Annotated in this window: 13 protein-coding genes, 1 tRNA gene and 1 pseudogene; 2 read left to right on the top strand and 13 right to left on the bottom strand. The window is 68.3% G+C overall.

Features of this window, described 5'->3' with window-relative positions; translation table 11 throughout:
- Nucleotides 1-412: 412 nt before the first annotated feature.
- Complete coding sequence (tgt, locus tag JE033_RS12025) at nt 413-1,747, top strand: tRNA guanosine(34) transglycosylase Tgt (protein WP_200331858.1); 1,335 nt, start codon at nt 413-415, stop codon at nt 1,745-1,747.
- 39 nt (nt 1,748-1,786) lie between these two features.
- Here the strand turns inward: tgt and JE033_RS12020 are convergent, their stop codons facing one another.
- Genes JE033_RS12020 through JE033_RS12005 form a run of 4 tightly spaced genes read right to left on the bottom strand, consistent with a single transcriptional unit; the run spans nt 1,787 to nt 6,593 of the window.
- Nucleotides 1,787-2,773 (bottom strand): NAD(P)/FAD-dependent oxidoreductase, encoded by a 987-nt coding sequence (locus tag JE033_RS12020; RefSeq protein ID WP_200331856.1) that lies wholly within the window; start codon nt 2,771-2,773, stop codon nt 1,787-1,789.
- A 19-nt stretch (nt 2,774-2,792) separates the two neighbouring features.
- Nucleotides 2,793-4,313, bottom strand: a complete 1,521-nt coding sequence (gene gltX / locus JE033_RS12015; protein WP_200331854.1) for a glutamate--tRNA ligase — start codon at nt 4,311-4,313, stop codon at nt 2,793-2,795.
- Between the two features lie 10 nt (nt 4,314-4,323).
- Nucleotides 4,324-5,625, bottom strand: a complete 1,302-nt coding sequence (locus JE033_RS12010; RefSeq protein WP_200331852.1) for an MFS transporter — start codon at nt 5,623-5,625, stop codon at nt 4,324-4,326.
- Between the two features lie 8 nt (nt 5,626-5,633).
- A complete protein-coding gene (locus JE033_RS12005; protein WP_090150148.1) occupies nt 5,634-6,593 on the bottom strand; it encodes a LysR substrate-binding domain-containing protein in 960 nt (319 codons plus the stop codon).
- A 93-nt stretch (nt 6,594-6,686) separates the two neighbouring features.
- Here JE033_RS12005 and JE033_RS12000 point away from each other — a divergent pair, with 93 nt between their 5' ends.
- A complete protein-coding gene (locus JE033_RS12000; RefSeq protein ID WP_200331850.1) occupies nt 6,687-7,739 on the top strand; it encodes an aminotransferase class V-fold PLP-dependent enzyme in 1,053 nt (350 codons plus the stop codon).
- Nucleotides 7,740-7,772: 33 nt separating this feature from the next.
- Here the strand turns inward: JE033_RS12000 and rlmN are convergent, their stop codons facing one another.
- The 9 genes and pseudogenes from rlmN to JE033_RS11955 form a co-directional block, all read right to left on the bottom strand.
- Nucleotides 7,773-9,080: a 23S rRNA (adenine(2503)-C(2))-methyltransferase RlmN gene (rlmN, locus tag JE033_RS11995; protein WP_200331848.1), complete on the bottom strand. Its 1,308-nt coding sequence runs from the start codon at nt 9,078-9,080 to the stop codon at nt 7,773-7,775.
- 48 nt (nt 9,081-9,128) lie between these two features.
- Nucleotides 9,129-9,566: a DUF779 domain-containing protein gene (locus JE033_RS11990; protein ID WP_200331846.1), complete on the bottom strand. Its 438-nt coding sequence runs from the start codon at nt 9,564-9,566 to the stop codon at nt 9,129-9,131.
- Nucleotides 9,567-9,592: 26 nt separating this feature from the next.
- Nucleotides 9,593-11,116, bottom strand: a pseudogene (locus JE033_RS11985) (aldehyde dehydrogenase family protein).
- A gap of 135 nt (nt 11,117-11,251) precedes the next feature.
- Nucleotides 11,252-12,646, bottom strand: coding sequence for a transcriptional regulator (locus tag JE033_RS11980; RefSeq protein WP_200331844.1), 1,395 nt, complete (start codon nt 12,644-12,646; stop codon nt 11,252-11,254).
- An 85-nt stretch (nt 12,647-12,731) separates the two neighbouring features.
- Nucleotides 12,732-13,832, bottom strand: a complete 1,101-nt coding sequence (locus JE033_RS11975) for a YbdK family carboxylate-amine ligase (protein ID WP_200331842.1) — start codon at nt 13,830-13,832, stop codon at nt 12,732-12,734.
- A gap of 57 nt (nt 13,833-13,889) precedes the next feature.
- Entirely contained in the window at nt 13,890-14,684 is a 795-nt protein-coding gene (locus JE033_RS11970; RefSeq protein WP_090149904.1) for a fumarylacetoacetate hydrolase family protein, read from the bottom strand.
- On the bottom strand, nt 14,681-15,790 hold the full coding sequence (locus JE033_RS11965) for a branched-chain amino acid aminotransferase (protein WP_090150155.1): 1,110 nt from the start codon (nt 15,788-15,790) through the stop codon (nt 14,681-14,683). The genes JE033_RS11970 and JE033_RS11965 overlap by 4 nt, the downstream gene beginning before the upstream one ends.
- Before the next feature lie 32 nt (nt 15,791-15,822).
- Nucleotides 15,823-16,887 carry a 3-isopropylmalate dehydrogenase gene (locus JE033_RS11960; RefSeq protein WP_200331839.1) on the bottom strand — a complete coding sequence of 355 codons (1,065 nt, stop codon included), beginning with the start codon at nt 16,885-16,887 and terminating at the stop codon, nt 15,823-15,825.
- A 126-nt stretch (nt 16,888-17,013) separates the two neighbouring features.
- A tRNA-Glu gene (locus JE033_RS11955) sits at nt 17,014-17,086 on the bottom strand.
- Nucleotides 17,087-17,095 lie beyond the last annotated feature (9 nt).

Genomic DNA, 17,095 nt, shown 5'->3' with positions numbered 1-17,095 from the left:
GGATGTCGGGGATTATAAATTAAATTGGCATATGACAATTTAAGTGCACACTATTGAGTTCTCAAAGACCAGACACCACCCGTCACACCCAACCAAGGGAAGCTCCGAACAGCAACCTGTCTAACTTACCACAAGAACGTGGCGAGAAGCGCATGTAAATGAGCCGGACCGTTTCAGTCCGGCTGCGTCGCGCTGACAAGGGAATACATTACGGCCCCCGACCCCCGACCAGCAACACCACGCAGCATCCCGGGCGTGTCCCCGCATGAATCCGCCAATTCACCCACACGACACCCCACCGACACCCCAACCGACACCGGGTCGGTCCACGGCAGAGATGGCCGAAACGCGCCCGTTTTCGCCTCGCACCCCACGATCCCGGGCGCGTCGCGGGAGGTGCTTAGATGGGTGGGTGAACGCACCCACCGCACCAGCGAGTCCCCCCTCTCCCGCAGACTTCGGCTTCACCGTCGATCAGCAGCTCGAATCCGGCGGGGCGGTCGGTTCCGGAGGCGAACCGCTCGGACGGAGCGGGACGATCCGCACCCCGCACGGGGAGATCCAGACCCCCGCATTCATCCCCGTCGGCACCAAGGCCACAGTGAAGTCGCTGCTGCCAGCGACCGTGAGCGAACTCGGCGGCCAGGCCGTTCTTGCGAACGCCTACCACCTCTTCTTGCAGCCGGGAAGCGACCTCGTCGACGAAGCGGGCGGCCTCGGCCGATTCATGAACTGGGACGGGCCGACCTTCACCGACTCCGGAGGATTCCAGGTGATGTCGCTCGGCGTCGGATTCAAGAAGGTGATATCGATGGCGGAGTCCGCCCACTCCGGCGCCGAGGTGATTGCGAAGAACAAGGAGCGTCTCGCGCACGTCGACGAGGACGGTGTCACCTTCAAGTCGTTCTTGAACGGCGACAAGCATCGCTTCACGCCGGAGGTCTCGATGCGCATCCAACACGAACTCGGCGCCGACATCATGTTCGCGTTCGACGAGTGCACCACACTGCTGAACACCCGCGAGTACCAGGAGGACTCGGTGGAGCGCACGGAGCGGTGGGCGGTGCGGTGCCTCGACGAGCACGCGCGCCAGACCGCATCGCGAACGCACCGCCCCTACCAGGCTCTCTTCGGAGTCGTGCAGGGGGCGCAGTACGAGGACCTGCGACGGCGCGCGGCGAACGGGTTAGCTCATCTTCGCGGGTCGGAGGCCACCGAGCAGGAGTTCGACGGATTCGGCATCGGCGGAGCTCTGGAGAAGCGGGATCTCGGCACCATCGTCGGCTGGGTCTCCGATGAACTTCCCGATTCCAAGCCGCGGCATCTGCTCGGCATCTCAGAACCCGATGACCTGTTCGCCGCCATCGCTGCGGGCGCTGACACCTTCGACTGCGTCGCCCCCTCCCGGCAGGCGCGAGGCGGTTCCATGTACTCGCCGACGGGACGCATCAACGCCAAGTCCGCAGGCCAGCGACGCAGGTTCGAGCCGCTCGACGCGGAATGCGACTGCTACACCTGCCAGAACTACACGGCGGCGTACCTGCATCATCTCTTCAAGGCGAAGGAGATGCTCGGTTCGACGCTCGCGACGATCCACAACGAGCGTTACATCGTGCGCCTGGTCGATCGCATTCGTGGGAGCATCGTCGACGGCACGTTCGCGGAATTGCGCGAAGAAGTGCTCGGCCGCCAGTACGGCATGGAGTTCGCTCGCGACGCCGCAGCCCGCGTCGCTGCGGCGGGGTGATATCACCCGCTGCACCCAAGCCTGAGACCGCCGCCCGGGCTAGTCGTCGACGAGCCCCACTCCGAGAGCACCGCGAATCATATCGAGATTCAGCTTTGCGGCGACGCGTGCGCCATTGCCCGCCGCGATGACGAGTTGCTGCGGCCCGGGCGGCACGATGTCGCCGACGCCGTACACGCCGCGGATCGAGGTCTCACCGCGTTCATCGACCTCCACGAGACCCCAGTGATCACGAGCGATGGGCAGATCGCCGAGGAACTCCACCGGCGCGTGCCAGCGCGGCCGCACGAAGCCGCCGACTCGCGCGATCACCTCTCCATCCGCGAGGCGCACCCCGGTCATCTCAGCACGCTCGCCGACGATGTCGTCGATCGGACGCCGTTCCACACGGATGCCGATGCGCTCGAGCTGCGCTTCCTGCTCGGGACGCACGGTGTCGGCGCCGTTCGTGAAGACGATGAGATCCGAGCTGAAGCGGCTGATGAGCAGGGCCCGCGAGAAGACGTCGCTGGTCTCGCCGATCAGCACCAGCGGCTTATCGGTCTTCTCGAACCCGTCGCACTCGACGCAGCTGTGCAACGCGGTGCCGTAGTACGCGCGGATCATCGGCAGTGCCGGCAGCTCTTCGGTCAACCCGGCGGCGATGAGGACGCGACGAGCCGTGTACTCGACATCCGCCGCGCCGCGAATGCCGGTCCCCCGCACCGAGAAGCCGATGCCGTCTGGAAACCCCGCCGCGCGCGCCTCGTCGGGAGCGAGCGGGGTCACCTCGCGAGTGATCGCCTGGGCGTACATCGCTGACGGGTAGCGTTCGAACTCCTCGCGGCCGAGGCGCCGGAGCTCGAGTGGAGACACTCCGTCGCGCGTCAGGAACCCGTGGGATTGCAGGGTCGCGGAGTGGCGCGGACGGTTGCTATCGAGGATCGCGATGCGTCGGTTCGCACGCACGAGCTGCAGTCCGGCGGACAATCCGGCCGGTCCGCCGCCGATGATCGCAACGCCGATCGGCGCCTCGCTGCTCCTCATGCGCTGCCACCCCTCGACGTCAGCCCGCGAGGTGCTGTTCCAGGCGCCGCAGACGCGCGAGCGACTCCTCGCGGCCGAGCAGCTCGAAGGACTCGAAGAGAGGAGGCGACACGCGTCGGCCGGAGGCAGCCACGCGGAGCGGTCCGAAGGCGAGGCGGGGCTTGATCCCGAGCCCGTCGACGAGCGCGGATTGCAGCGCCTCCTGAATGCCTGCCGTCTCCCACGCGTCGGCGGGGAGCGCATCGAGCGCCGCAATGCCCGCGGCGAGCACCTGCGGTGCGTCGTCCTTCAACGAGGCGAGCGCGTCGTCTTCGTAGTGCAGCTGCTCAGACGTGGTGAAGAGGAAGCCGAGCATGCCGACGACCTCGGAGAGCACGGTGACGCGGCTCTGCACCAGCGGCACCGCGCGGGCGATCACCGCGAGCTGCTCCTCCGTTGGTTCGATCTGCAGGGCTCCCCCCGCGATGAGGTACGGCAGGATCCGCTTCCCGAAATCCTCTTCCGACAGCAGCCGGATGTGATCGGCGTTGATCGCGTCGGCCTTCTTCTGATCGAAGCGGGCCGGGTTCGGGTTCACGTTCGCGACGTCGAACGCCGCGACCATCTCGTCGCTCGAGAACACGTCGCGATCCGGAGCAAGCGACCATCCGAGGAGCGACAGATAGTTGAGCAGGCCCTCCGGAATGAACCCGCGCGACCGGTGGTGCAGCAGGTTGGATTCGGGGTCGCGCTTCGACAGCTTCTTGTTCCCCTCGCCCAGCACGTACGGCAGATGACCGAACTGCGGGATCGCCTGCGCGATACCGAGCTCGACGAGCGCGTGGTACAGCGCGATCTGGCGAGGCGTGGACGACAGGAGGTCTTCTCCTCGCAGTACGTGCGTGATCCCCATCAGCGCGTCGTCGACGGGGTTCACGAGCGTGTACAGCGGCGCGCCGTTCGGCCGAACCACCACGAAGTCGATCGTCGATCCGGCGGGGAACGTGATATCGCCGCGCACGAGGTCCGTGAACGACAGGTCGGTGTCGGGCACTCGGAATCGCAGCGCCGGCTCGCGACCCTCCGCCCGGAACGCGGCGCGCTGCTCATCGCTGAGGTCGCGATCGAAATTGTCGTAGCCCAGCTGCTTCGGCCGCCCGGCCGCGATGTTGCGCGCATCGATCTCTTCAGCGGTCGAGAAGCTCTCGTAGAGGTACCCGCCCTCGATCAGCTGCGCGATGACGCGCTGATAGATCTCGCCGCGCTCGGACTGGCGGTACGGACCGTGCGGGCCGCCGACATCGATGCCTTCGTCCCAGTCGAGCCCGAGCCACCGCAGCGAATCGATGATCTGGCTGTAGCTCTCCTCGCTGTCGCGGGCCGCGTCCGTGTCCTCGATGCGGAAGACGAACGTGCCCCCGGTGTGCCGGGCGTACGCCCAGTTGAACAGTGCGGTGCGCACCATTCCGACGTGGGGGGTGCCGGTGGGCGACGGGCAGAACCGAACGCGAACGTCGGCTCCGGTCGCGGTGGAAAACTGGGGGCTCTCGGTGTGTGACATCACCGTCATTCTAGCGTCGAGCGAGCACCCGAAGTCGAAGGCTCACGGCGATCCCGAGCACGATGAGCACTCCGGCAACGCTCGACAGCACCGGAAATCCGCCGACCGCGAAGAGCACCCCTGAGGCCGCGCCGAAGACGGCTCCCGCCGCGTTCATCGCGGTATCCGACTGCCCCTGCCGCGCCGGGCGCTCCACTTCGGGAGTCAGCGCGGTGACCAGTGTCGCGCCGGCGACCGTGACCATGCACCAGCCGAGCCCGAGCAGCACCAGCGAGGTCTGCACGACCACGACCGAACCGCCTCCGAACGCCGTCCCTGCGGCGGCCGCTGCGAGCGCCGCGTAGCCCGTGAGCACCACCGGGATCGGGCCGAAGCGGCCCGCCGCGATTCCCGCGAGCGGGGAGAGCGCGTACATGCCGGCGATGTGGATGCTGATCGTGATGCCGACGAGCTCGATGCTGCCGCCGTGGTGCGTGAGGTGCAGCGGGGTCATCGCCATGATGCCGACCATGACCGCGTGGCCGAGGGCGACGAGCGCGATCGCGAGGAACTGCGGAGCGCGACCGACACGCATCGCCGTCGTCGGGGCCGGCGATGCCGAGGCTGGCTCGTCCGGTTCGCCGCCGAGCGCCGCAGTGGCGTGGTCGCCTGCGGTCTTCGCGATCCCGCGCGCCTCCAGCAGCGGATCCGGCCGCAGGCCGAACCAGACGACCAGGCCGGCGCACAGCTGAGCCGCGATCGTGAACACGAAGATGCCGGAGAGCGCGTGGAGACCGAGCGCGTCGCCGAGGGTCTCTCCCGGTCCGATGAGATTCGGTCCGATCACCGCCCCGATGGTGATCGACCACACGACGAGCGAGAGATCGCGCGCGCGATGCGCGGGAGTCGCGAGGTCGGTCGCCGCGAAGCGGGCCTGCAGCTGCACGGCGGCGGCGATGCCGAGTGCGGCGAGACCGACGAAGAGCAGGACAGGAATCTCGACGAGTGCTGCTCCGATGACGAGGAGGGCTCCCCCGACGGCGAGCAGATTGCCGGTCGTCAGAGCGACTCGTCGTCCCCGACGAGCGGCGAGCCGCGCGAGCGGAATCCCGGCGACCGCGGCCCCCACCGCGTTCATCGTCGAACCGAATCCCGACAGCGCGGGGTTTCCGGTGACATCGGCGATGAGCAGGGCGCCGGCCGACAAGGACGCTCCGATGCCGAGGCCCCCGAGCACCGTGGCGAGCGCGAGCACCGCGACCGAACGGCGCTGCAGAGCGCGCACGCCGTCTCCGGTCCGCGAATCCGGGGTCACCGGCTGTGCGTGAGGCATCTCGATCCCTACGCCGCGTGCGGGACGGTCTCGAGGTGCCACGCACTGCCGTCGACCGAGGCGAGGAGGCGCTTCGCGAGTCGCACCTGGGGGCTCTCGTTCGCCGTCGCCATCGATACCAGTCCGATGGTGCGATAGCGGGGCGGGTCGAGAGGCAGTGCGCAGGCGTCGTCGGGGAGGCTCCGCGCAGCTGCGAGCGCGAGTCCCGGTACAAGTGCGACGGCTCCGCCGGCCGCCGCCATCGCCAGCATGGCTGGCACGTTGTCGGTCTCCTGGATGATGTCGGGTTCGAAGCCGGCGTCGCCAGCCGCCGCGAGCAGATGTCCGCGGCATTTCTCACATCCCGCGATCCAGTGCTCGGTCGAGAAGTCGCCGAGTTTCGCCGTGCGCTCCCCTGCGGCCCGCTCGTCCGAGACGACGAGGTGCACCTCTTCTCGCCACAGCGGCAGGAACGCGCTTCCGGCGGGCAGCTCGGCCGCGCCCTCGTAATCGAAGATGAGCGCGCAGTCGACTTCCCCGTCGCGCAGCATCGCCGTTGCGGCGGGCGGCTCGGCCTCGCGGTACTGGAGTGCGACGTCCGGCGCTTCCATCGCGAGCCGCCGCATCAGCATCGGGACCAGCGTGGCGCTGGCGCTCGGGAAGCCGACGAGCCGCAGGGTCCCGGCGCGCTCACCGCGCAGGTCATCGATCGCGGCCAGCGCGGCATCGATCTCGCTGACGACGGTGCGCCCGTGATCGGCGAGGATCTGCCCGGCCGTCGTCAGCCGGATGCCTCGCCCGCTGCGCTCGATGAGCGGAACGGCTAGCCGGGTCTCGACTCGCTTGATGCGCTGACTCACGGCCGGTTGGCTCAGCCCGAGTGACGCGGCAGCAGCAGTGAGCGAACCGGTGGTGGCGAGCGCGTGCAGGATGCGGAGCTCGGTCGAATCAATCGAGGCGAGCGGATCGGCGGTGCGCATCGAAGTCATGGTGGCAGTGTACACCCACACATAACCAGACGCGAGGCAAAGCATAAGAATGATTCTGTTTCATTATGACTCACGGGCTCCTACGCTGGCAGCATGGACGCACAGACCACGCTTCTCGAGCTGCAGCGGCAGTACGCCTCGGTGCCCGGCTATCTCTCGGCCTGCACGGCGGGGCTGCCTGCGACCACCACCACCGCCGCGCTGCAGACCTTCATCGACGAGTGGTCGACGGGTCGCATGGACGCGCATCGGATCAGCGCTCAGGTCGAGCAGTGCCGAAGCCTCTACGCGGGGCTCGTCGGCGTCGCGCCCGAGCGCGTCGCCGTCGGCACGCAGATCTCCCAGTTCGCGTCGGTCGTGGCGACCGCGGTTCCTGATGGGGGCGAGGTGCTCTGCGTGGCCGGCGATTTCTCCTCGCTGACCCACCCGTTCGAACAGGCCGGCCGCAACGTGCGCGTGAGGTACGTCGAGCTCGAGCACCTCGCCGATGCGGTTCGCCCTGGCACGTCCCTCGTCGCCTGGTCGCACGTGCAGTCGGCATCGGGCGCAGTATCGGATCATCGAGCGATCCTCGCCGCGGCGGAGGCTGCCGGGGCGCTCACCTGCGTCGACCTGACGCAGGCCGTCGGCTGGCTCCCGGTGGATGCTGGCGACTTCGACATCACCATCTGCCACGCCTACAAGTGGCTCAGCGCGCCCAGAGGCTCAGCGTTCATGACCGTTCGCGCGGGTCTCGACGATGCCCTCGTGCCGATCGCGGCCGGGTGGTATTCGGCCGATGACCCCTGGAGTTCCTGCTACGCCGGGCACACTCCGCTCGCAGCGGGTGCCGGGCGCTTCGACCTCTCCCCCGCCTGGCCCGTCATTCCCGGTACCGTCGCCGCGCTCGAGACCATCGCGAGCATCGACACGGGTGCCCTGCACGAGCACGCGCTCGGTCTTGCGAACGCCGCCCGATCGGGTCTCGGGCTCGAACCGGGAGATTCGGCCATCGTCACCTGGAGCGACATCGAGGGGGTCGACCTGGCGTCGCTGACGCGCGCCGGAATCGTCGCCTCGGGACGCGCGGGCAACGCGCGCGTCGCGTTCCACGTGTGGAACACCCCTGACGACGTGGTCGGCCTCATCGAGGCGCTCAGGCGCTGAACCGGACCGGTGGACCGTCGCTCGCGCTGCGGGTCAGCCCGCTGCGGCGAAGGCCTCGGCCTCGGCCACGTCTTGCTCGGTGGCCACCAGCTGCCCGCATGCCCCGTCGATCTCTTTGCCACGGGTATCGCGGAGCGTCGTGGGGATGCCGGCTGCGTTCAGGCGGTCGACGAATTCGCGGGTCACCTCCCGCGTCGATGAGGTCCAGATCGAGCCCGGTGTCGGGTTCAGTGGAATCGGGTTCACGTGCACCCACCCGCGACCGCGCTCGTTGAGCTTGTCGGCGAGCAGGTCGGCGCGCCAGCCGTGGTCGTTCATGTCCTTGATGAGGGCGTACTCGATGGAGACGCGGCGACCCGTCGTCTCGTAGTAGTGGTAGGCCGCGTCGAGCACCTCTTCGACCTTCCACCGGCTGTTGACCGGGATGAGCTCGTCGCGCAGCTGATCGTCGGGCGCGTGCAGCGACAGCGCGAAGGTGATCGGAATGTTCTCGGCGGCCAGCTTGCGGATCGCCGGGGCGAGCCCCACGGTCGAGACGGTGATACCTCGCGCCGACATGCCGAGGCCCTCCGGCGACGGTGCGATCATGCGATGCACCGCGTTCATCACGCGCTTGTAGTTCGCGAGGGGCTCGCCCATGCCCATGAAGACGATGTTGTTCACGCGCTCCGGCTCCGCGCCCTGAGCGACGCGACGAGCGCCCCCCAGGCCGCCTTCGGCGATGACGCGATTGGCCTGCACGATCTGGTCGAGGATCTCGGCGGTCGACATGTTCCGGGTCAGCCCCGCCTGCCCCGTGGCGCAGAAGGGGCAGTTCATGCCGCACCCGCATTGGCTCGAGACGCAGAGCGTGATTCGGCCGGGGTATCGCATGAGCACGGACTCGACGAGCGCGCCGTCGAACAGTCGCCACAAGAACTTGATGGTGTCGCCGTCGTCGGTCACCAGGCGCTTCACCTCGGTGAGCAACGGCGGGAAGAACGCCGCGGCGAGTTCCTCGCGGCGGTCTTTCGGAAGATCCGTCATCTGCTCCGGATCGGTCGTCCGGTGCTCGAAGTAGTGCTTGGAGAGCTGCTTCGCGCGGAACTTCGGCACGCCCAGCTCGACGACCTTCGCCTCCCGCTCCTCGAGCGTGAGGTCAGCCAGGTGGGTGGCCGGCTGCTTCACGCGCGGCGACGCGAACTGCAGCGTCGGGCGACCGTCTGGATCCGCGATCTGCTTCCAGCCCTCGGCCTTCGGGCGCACCTGCGGGCGAGCCGCAGCGTCGGCCGAGCGAGGCCGGGTTTTGCGCAGCGGCGTGCTCTCGGGAGCGCGGTCATGGTTGAGCTTGTTGGGATCCACACGTCTATTGTCGCAGGTCGCAGGCGCGACCCCCTCCGAGAGTGCCGATCAGAGCAACCGCGACCGGATGAGAAAGCGCAGACCCTCCGGAGCTTCGAGCGAGAAGCCGCTGCCGCGACCGGCGACCGCGTCGACCGTGAGATGGGTGTGCGCCCACACCCCGAACTGCTCCCGCGACATCCAGAAGCCGATCTCCCTGGGCGCCCCCGCGGGGCCGGGCGCCGAGCCGCTCTCACCGAGCGACGGCAGCTCGAGGGTGCCGAGCAGGACGTCTTGTCCGCCGGTGCGGAACTCGCCCAGCGGATAGCACATCGGCGCGCTGCCGTCGCAGCAGCCACCCGATTGATGGAACATGAGCGGGCCGTGCATCGCCCACAATCGCTCGATGAGCTCGATCGCCGACGGCGTGAATGCCAGGCGGCTCTCGGTCTCTCCGGCCACCTCTGGTCTCGCCGCCCGAGGCGCGGCTGCGTCCGACCCGCTCATGATCCTGTCTCCTTACCTTCGTCGGGTTAGAAGAATCCGTCGGCGCTCTCGCGGTAGCTCACGAGCAGGTTCTTCGTCTGCTGGTAGTGGTCGAGCATCATCAGGTGATTCTCCCGCCCGATGCCGCTCGACTTGTACCCGCCGAACGCCGCGTGCGCGGGGTACGCGTGATAGTTGTTCACCCATACCCGGCCCGCTTCGATCGCCCGCCCAGCCCGGTACGCGGTTGCGCCGTCGCGACTTCACACCCCCGCGCCCAACCCGTAGAGGGTGTCGTTCGCGATGCGAATCGCGTCGTCGAAGTCGGTGAAGGTCGTGGCCGAGACGACCGGGCCGAAGATCTCCTCCTGGAAGATGCGCATGGAGTTGTCGCCCCGGAAGATGGTGGGCTGAATGTAGAACCCGTCCGCGAACCCGCCCCCGAGGTCTTCGACGCCACCGCCGGTGAGCACCTGCGCGCCCTCCTGCCGCCCGATGTCGAGATACGACTTGATCTTCTCGAACTGGTCGTTCGACGCCTGCGCGCCGACCATGGTGTCGGTGTCGAGCGGGTTCCCGCGGGTGATGCGCTCGGTGCGCTCCACGACTGCGTCGAGGAAGTCCCCCGCGATGGACTCCTGGATCAGTGCGCGCGACGGGCAGGTGCATACCTCTCCCTGGTTGAGCGCGAACATCGCGAACCCCTCCTGCGCCTTGTCCCAGTAGCCGTCGTCCGCGCGCATGACGTCGTCGAAGAAGATGTTGGGGCTCTTCCCCCCGAGCTCCAGCGTCACGGGAATGATGTTCTCGGAGGCGTACTGCATGATCAGTCGGCCCGTCGTCGTCTCGCCCGTGAATGCGATCTTCCTGATCCGGGGATTGGAGGCGAGAGGCTTGCCCGCTTCCGCGCCGAACCCGTTGACGATGTTGACGACGCCGGGCGGGAGCAGGTCTCCGATGAGTTCGAAGAGGAACAGAATGGAGGCCGGCGTCTGCTCCGCGGGCTTCAGCACGACCGCGTTGCCGGCTGCGAGCGCCGGTGCGAGCTTCCAGGTCGCCATCAGGATCGGGAAGTTCCAGGGGATGATCTGTCCGACGACGCCGAGCGGCTCGTGGAAATGGTAGGCGACGAGGTCTGCATCGATCTGGGAGAGTCCGCCTTCCTGGGCACGGATGGCGCCGGCGAAGTACCGGAAGTGATCGATCGCCAGAGGAATATCGGCGTTCAGCGTCTCGCGCACGGCTTTGCCGTTGTCCCACGTCTCGGCGACGGCGATGGCCTCGAGATTCTCCTCGATTCGATCGGCGATCTTGTTCAGGATCACTGCGCGTTCCGCCGGACTGGTCAGCCCCCACGCGGGTGCGGCGGCATGGGCGGCGTCGAGCGCTGCCTCGATGTCTTCCGCGGTGCCGCGCGCGACTTCGCAGAATGCTCGGCCCGTGATCGGTGTGACGTTCTCGAAGTACTGCCCCCGCACCGGGGCGACCCATTCTCCGCCGATGTAGTGCTCGTATCGCGGTGCGAAGGTCACCAGTGCGTCGGGGTGGCCGGGTGCTGCATAGACGGTCATGTGCATCTCCTCTGACATCGTTGTCCGGGTCGATCCGCTGGTGCAGTGCGGATGCTCGACGGTAGAACGGTCGAGGTTGCACGGAGGTTGCACCTCCCGCGTCGCGGGTGCGCGCCGCGGATGCTGGTGCCCCGGTCAACTCGTGTCGCGGGCGAGATGCTCCAGTCTCGCCACCACGCGTGCCCGCTTCGGAGACAGCGCCGGCAGCACTTGCAGCAGCGTCTCCCAGACCTGCACGTCGTCGCTCGCCCAGCTCTGCGCGTAGGCGAACAGCGGGTCCGGGCCCGCCCACTGGAGCATCGCCTCGCGCAGCGTCGCGTCGACGGACGCCCGGAGCTGCTCGGCGATCGGCGCTCTGGAGGTCGGCAGCACCGGCCCCTCGTACGCCGCGAGCGCGAGGCGGTGGGCGCCCCGCCCAATTGCCTCGAGCGTCTCGTGCGCGTCGATCCGGATCCCGGGTACGAGCCGATACGGCTTCGAGCTGAGGTCGAGCTCCACGCAGTGCCGTTCCAACCACCTGCGCAGCCGCACCATCTCGGGGCGCAGCGTCCGCTCAGACCCCTGAGCTCCGTAGACCGCCTCCGCCAGCGCCCGCGCCGAGAGCCCCTGCGGGGCCGCGGCGAGGGCGAGGAGGATCTCGGCGTGCCTCCCGCTCACGGGCTCCGCGCCTCCGAGATGCTCGAGCAACGCGGGCTCACGACCGAGCACGATGAGACGTGGCAGGGACTGCGGTGCGCCGTGCGTCGCGCCCGTTGCCGCACGTGAGCGGGAAGGCGCCGCTGACGAGCGATTCCGAGCACCGCGATCCAGCTCGATTCGCCGGCGGAGCGCCACGAGCTGCAATTCTGCTTCGACCGCGGCGAGTGTCGCTTCCATGAGTGGCATGAGATGCGGCGACGCGGCGCCATCGCCGCCGGTGACGTCGATCACACCGATGATGGCGCCGCTTCCCGGGTCGTGCACCGGCGCTGCCGTGCAGCTCCACGGATGCACTGCTCGAGAGTAGTGCTCGGCGCCGAGCACCTGTATCGCGTGGTCCAGCGCGAGCGCGCTGCCGGGAGCGCTCGTGCCCACGGCCTGCTCCGACCAGTCCATTCCGGCACGGAACCCCATCTCCTCCGCCTGGCTGCGCAAGGTCCGATCACCGTCGACCCACAGCAGGCGCCCGGACGCATCCCCCACGGCGACGATGAAGCCCGATTCGCTCGCCTCATCGAGCAGCAACCGGCTCACCACGGGGAGCACACTCCCGATCGGATGGGTCGCACGCATCTCCGTCAGCTGCGCCTCAGACAGGGACGGACGTTGCGGGATACCGTCGGGGTCGATGGTCAACCGGCGGGATCGCAGCCAGGATTCGAGCACGACCGTGCGCACGGCAGACGCTTGGGCGAAGCGATCACGGAGCTCCGGATCACCGGCGAGCTGCGGCGAGCGGTCGTCCACGAATCGCTCGTGCGCCCGCTCCAGCAGCTTTCGTCGCTCGAGCACGGATTCGCCCCGTCGGAGCGCATGCCATCCGTTCGTCATCCCGACCCCTTCCTCGCGGTCTCGGATGCCTTGAGCGTACCCGACCGACGTCGGAGGCCGCACGGCCGTGCGCTGCCCCGGTGCGCTACCGTTCCCGGTGTCCGGCCCGGTAGAGCTCGAGCAGACCGGGCATGCCAGCAGCCCGCCAGCGATCCACCTGCACCTGGGCCGGCCCGCCATCGGCTCTCCGGCGGTCGAGGAACGCTCGCACAGTATCGAGGTCTCCCGCGTGAGTCAGCTCATCCGACACGTATTCCAGGAGTCGATCGATGGCGTCGAAGGCAGGCGTCGGATTCCCCGTCACGGGATCCACGAGTTCGCTCCTCAGGCCGTTCCGGGCCGCGAGCCAATGCGCGCCCCGCACGACATCCCGCTGCCACCGCGGCGACTCGACCCCCATGGCGGAGTCGCGCAGCGCCCGAGCGACAAGTGCGCGGAAGAGCACGCCGTAGGCGACCGCATCGCGCGGGTCGAGCTGCGCGTCGGCGAGACGCGCTTCGATGGTCGGATACTTCTCGGAGAGTCGGATCGACCAGTTCACGAGTCCGCCGTCGAGCAGGGCGCCCGAACGCACCAGGTCGGCCACGACGCCGTCGTACTCTGCGGCATTCTCGAACCGCGGCGGGTACCCGGCTGTCGCCCACTGCTGCATCGACATGTACCGCCAGTCGGCGTAACCTGTTTCCTCACCCACCCACAGCGGGGAGTTCGCCGTCAGAGCGACGAGCAGCGGGGACCACGGCGCGATGCTGGCGATGGCTGCGACGCCCGCCTCTCGCGACGGCACCTCGACGTGCACGTGGGTTCCCGTGGAGTAGTAGCGCGTGACCATGCCTCGCATGGCCTCCTCGATGTCGGCGTAGCGCTGCTTCGCAACCCGGCTGCCCAGGCGATCGCCGCCGAGCGGCGGCAACCCGGTCCCGGCGAGCACCACTCCCAGTTGGTCCCCTGCTCCGGCCGCGGCGGACCGGAATGCGCTGAGAGCCTCATACGCCTCATCGGCGCGCACGCAGATGGGAGTCGCCGTCTCCAGCTGACTGTGGAAGTACTCGTGCTCCGCCAGGTGCCCCGGGATCGCCGCGATGATCTCGTCCACGCGGTCGGAGGGCAGGCCGGTCGCCGAGTCGAGCAGCAGGTACTCTTCCTCGATGCCGAAGCGCGGCGAGGCGGGGAGGGAATCGGGCATATCAGCACCTGCTCCTTCGTCGGGAAACACCAGTGTGTCACAGCCCTCAGCCGGGACTCACACGACCCGGTTGCGCAGGATCCCGATGCCCTCGATCTCGACCTCGACGACATCGCCGGCTTCGAGTCGACCGACCCCGGCCGGCGTGCCGGTGAGGATCACGTCTCCGGGCAGCAGCGTGAACGCCTCCGATGCGTAGGAGACGATGCGGGCGAGCGAATGGATGAGCTGAGCCGTACTGCCGTCCTGCCGCACTTCGCCGTTCACCCGGGTCATGACGCGCGCGTCGGCGAGATCAGGATCGGTCTCGATCACCGGTCCCAGCGGGCAGAAGGTGTCGAAGCCCTTCCCTCGTGCCCATTGCCCGTCCTTGATCTGGATATCGCGCGCCGTGACATCGTTCGCGCAGGTGAATCCGAAGACGTACTGCAACGCCTCGTCCTCCGGCACGTTCTTCGCCATCGCACCGATCACGACCGCGAGCTCTCCCTCGTGCTCGACGCGGTCGGAGACCGCGGGCCGCACGATCGCGTCGCCGGGGCCGATGATCGAGGTGTTGGGCTTCAAGAACAGCAGGGGCTCCGCTGGCGCGCCGCCGTCGATGCCCGTCACGCCCTGCATCTCTGCGACGTGATCGGCGTAGTTCTTGCCGACGCAGACGATCTTCGAACGCGGAATGACGGGGGCGAGCAGCTGCACGTCTGCGAACGCGAAGCGTCGCCCGGTCGTCGCGTAGCCCGCCACCATCGGGTCGCCGGTGAGCTCGACGAGCTCGATGTCCGCCCCCGCCTCCGCCTGATCGAGCACGCCGAAGGCGATCTCGCCGTCGACCTGGAAACGCGCGACCTTCATCGAGCCACCTCCGAACCCGCCGGAACCATCACGTGCAACCAGCCGTGCCGATCCTCGCCCGCGCCGAACTGGATGCCGGTGAGCTCCTCCCGCAACGACATGGTCAGCGGGCCGGGCGCGCTGCTGCCGAAGTCGATCTCGAGATCGGTTCCCTTGAGGCGCTGGATCGGCGTGATGACAGCGGCGGTGCCGCACGCGAACGCCTCCGTGATCGTGCCCTGCGAGACGCCTTCGCGCCACTCGGACACGGTCACCTCGCGCTCCTCGACCGCGTGCCCCCGATCCCTCGCCAGCTGGATCAGGCTCCGCCGGGTGATGCCGTCGAGAATGTTGCCGTTCAGTTGCGGCGTCACGAGCGTGCCGTCGGAGCGCACCAGGAAGAGGTTCATGCCGCCGAGCTCGTCGATCGTGTCGTCCGTCGAAGAATCGGTGAAGAGCACCTGCTGGCAGCCGTTCTCGGCTGCCACCTGCTGCGGCAGGAGCGAAGCCGCGTAATTGCCGCCGCACTTCGCAGCACCCGTGCCGCCCCGACCGGCTCGCGAGTGCTCCTCGGAGAGCCAGATGGACACCGGCTTGACGCCTCCGGTGAAATAGGGGCCAGCGGGGCTCGCGATGATCAGGAAGCGCGCGCGCTCGGCGGCGCGCACCCCCAGGAAGCTCTCGTCGGCGATCAGGAACGGTCGCAAGTACAGGCTCTGATCATCGCCACTCGGCACCCAGTCGGCGTCGGCGGCGACGAGCTCCTGAATCGCGGCGACGAACAGGTCCTCGGGGATCTCGGGCAGCGCGAGGCGGCGTGCGGATTCATTGAGCCGGCGCGCGTTCGCGTCCGGACGGAACGTGACGATCGAGCCGTCGGGGCGGCGGTACGCCTTCAGGCCCTCGAAGATCTCCTGCCCGTAGTGGAGTACCGAAGACGCCGGGTCCATCGGGATCGGCCCGTACGGCACGACCTCCGCGTCGTGCCAGCCGGCTTCCTTCGTCCACACGATGGAGATCATGTGATCGGTGAAGTGGTTGCCGAAGCCGGGATCGCGGAGGATCGCGTCGCGCTCGGTGTCGGAGAGGCGCTCTGCCTCGGTGTGGGTGAACTGCAAGTCGGTCATCAACATTCTCTCTCGCGTGGTGGAGTGCGCGGTCAGGCTCCGCGCGGCATCAGCTGGGCGATCACGGCGTCGCCGATCGCACCCGTGCTCCTCGTCGCGGCGCCGCGCGAGGCGAGGTCGGCTCGGACAGCGGAACGCAGGCGTTCGCCGTCGGAGACGAGTCCCAGGTGATCGAGCATGAGACCGGCGGAGAGGATCGCCGCGGTCGGATCGGCCAGCTGCTTCCCCGCGATGTCGGGAGCGGAGCCGTGCACGGGTTCGAACATGCTCGGGAACGTGCCGTCGGGATTGATGTTGCCGGAGGCCGCGAGCCCGATGCCGCCTCCGATCGCGCCGGCCAGGTCGGTGAGGATGTCTCCGAACAGATTGTCGGTGACGATCACATCGAAGCGCGACGGATCCTGCACCATGAAGATGGTGGCGGCGTCGACGTGCATGTAGTCGACGGCGATCTCCGGGTACTCCGCGGCGACCGTCTGCACGATGCGCTGCCAGGTCGCGCCCGCGTGCACGAGCACATTCGTCTTGTGCACCCAGGTGAGCTTCTTGCGTTGACGCGTGAGTGCGGTCTCGAAGGCGTAGCGGACCACGCGTTCGATGCCGAACGCCGTGTTCACCGACACCTCGGTGGCGACCTCGGCGTGCGTGCCGGGCCGGAGGCGCCCGCCGTTGCCCGCGTACGGCCCCTCGGTGCCCTCGCGCACCACGACGAAGTCGACGTCGCCCGGCTCGGCGAGCGAGGAGACGACCCCGGGAAACAGGGTGCACGGGCGCACGTTGGCGTAGTGCTCGAAGTCGAAGCGGAGCTTCAGCAGGAGACCTCGCTCGATGTTCGCGTGCTGCAGTCGCGGGTCGCCGGGCACTCCGCCTACGGCGCCGAAGAGAATCGCGTCGTGCCCGGCGATCGCCGCCTGCTCGGACTCGGGAAACGTCTCGCCCGTCTCGAGGAAACGCTGCGCGCCGAGGGCGAACTCGGTGCGGTCGAGCACCACATCGCCGCCCTCCAGCACGGCGTCGAGCACACGATTCGCCTGCTCGATGACCTCGGGTCCGATCCCGTCGCCCGGAATGACGGCGAGCTTGATGATACGGGTCACGTGACGCTCCTTCGTATGCTGGACAACCCTTCCAGCATACTGCGGCCGATACGCGCCTCGTCGCTGGTCGGGAGCGGGCCCGAAAACGCCAGAAGCCCCACCCGAAGGTGAGGCTTCTGCATTCGGTGACCCCAGCGGGATTCGAACCCGCGTTACCGCCGTGAGAGGGCAGCGTACTAGGCCGCTATACGATGGGGCCGAATGGCGT

Source organism: Leucobacter sp. L43 (assembly GCF_016597785.1).
GTDB classification, from domain to species: domain Bacteria; phylum Actinomycetota; class Actinomycetes; order Actinomycetales; family Microbacteriaceae; genus Leucobacter; species Leucobacter alluvii.
Note: the sequence above shows the minus strand (reverse complement) of the source record. Positions and strands in the feature narration are given on the sequence as shown.

Coding starts and splice junctions, on each gene's coding strand:
- JE033_RS12020 (WP_200331856.1), bottom strand. CDS start 2,773: ATGAGGAGCAGCGAGGCGCCGATCGGCGTTGCGATCATCGGCGGCGGA.
- gltX (WP_200331854.1), bottom strand. CDS start 4,313: ATGTCACACACCGAGAGCCCCCAGTTTTCCACCGCGACCGGAGCCGAC.
- JE033_RS12010 (WP_200331852.1), bottom strand. CDS start 5,625: ATGCCTCACGCACAGCCGGTGACCCCGGATTCGCGGACCGGAGACGGC.
- JE033_RS12005 (WP_090150148.1), bottom strand. CDS start 6,593: ATGACTTCGATGCGCACCGCCGATCCGCTCGCCTCGATTGATTCGACC.
- JE033_RS12000 (WP_200331850.1), top strand. CDS start 6,687: ATGGACGCACAGACCACGCTTCTCGAGCTGCAGCGGCAGTACGCCTCG.
- JE033_RS11990 (WP_200331846.1), bottom strand. CDS start 9,566: ATGAGCGGGTCGGACGCAGCCGCGCCTCGGGCGGCGAGACCAGAGGTG.
- JE033_RS11980 (WP_200331844.1), bottom strand. CDS start 12,646: ATGACGAACGGATGGCATGCGCTCCGACGGGGCGAATCCGTGCTCGAG.
- JE033_RS11975 (WP_200331842.1), bottom strand. CDS start 13,832: ATGCCCGATTCCCTCCCCGCCTCGCCGCGCTTCGGCATCGAGGAAGAG.
- JE033_RS11970 (WP_090149904.1), bottom strand. CDS start 14,684: ATGAAGGTCGCGCGTTTCCAGGTCGACGGCGAGATCGCCTTCGGCGTG.
- JE033_RS11965 (WP_090150155.1), bottom strand. CDS start 15,790: ATGACCGACTTGCAGTTCACCCACACCGAGGCAGAGCGCCTCTCCGAC.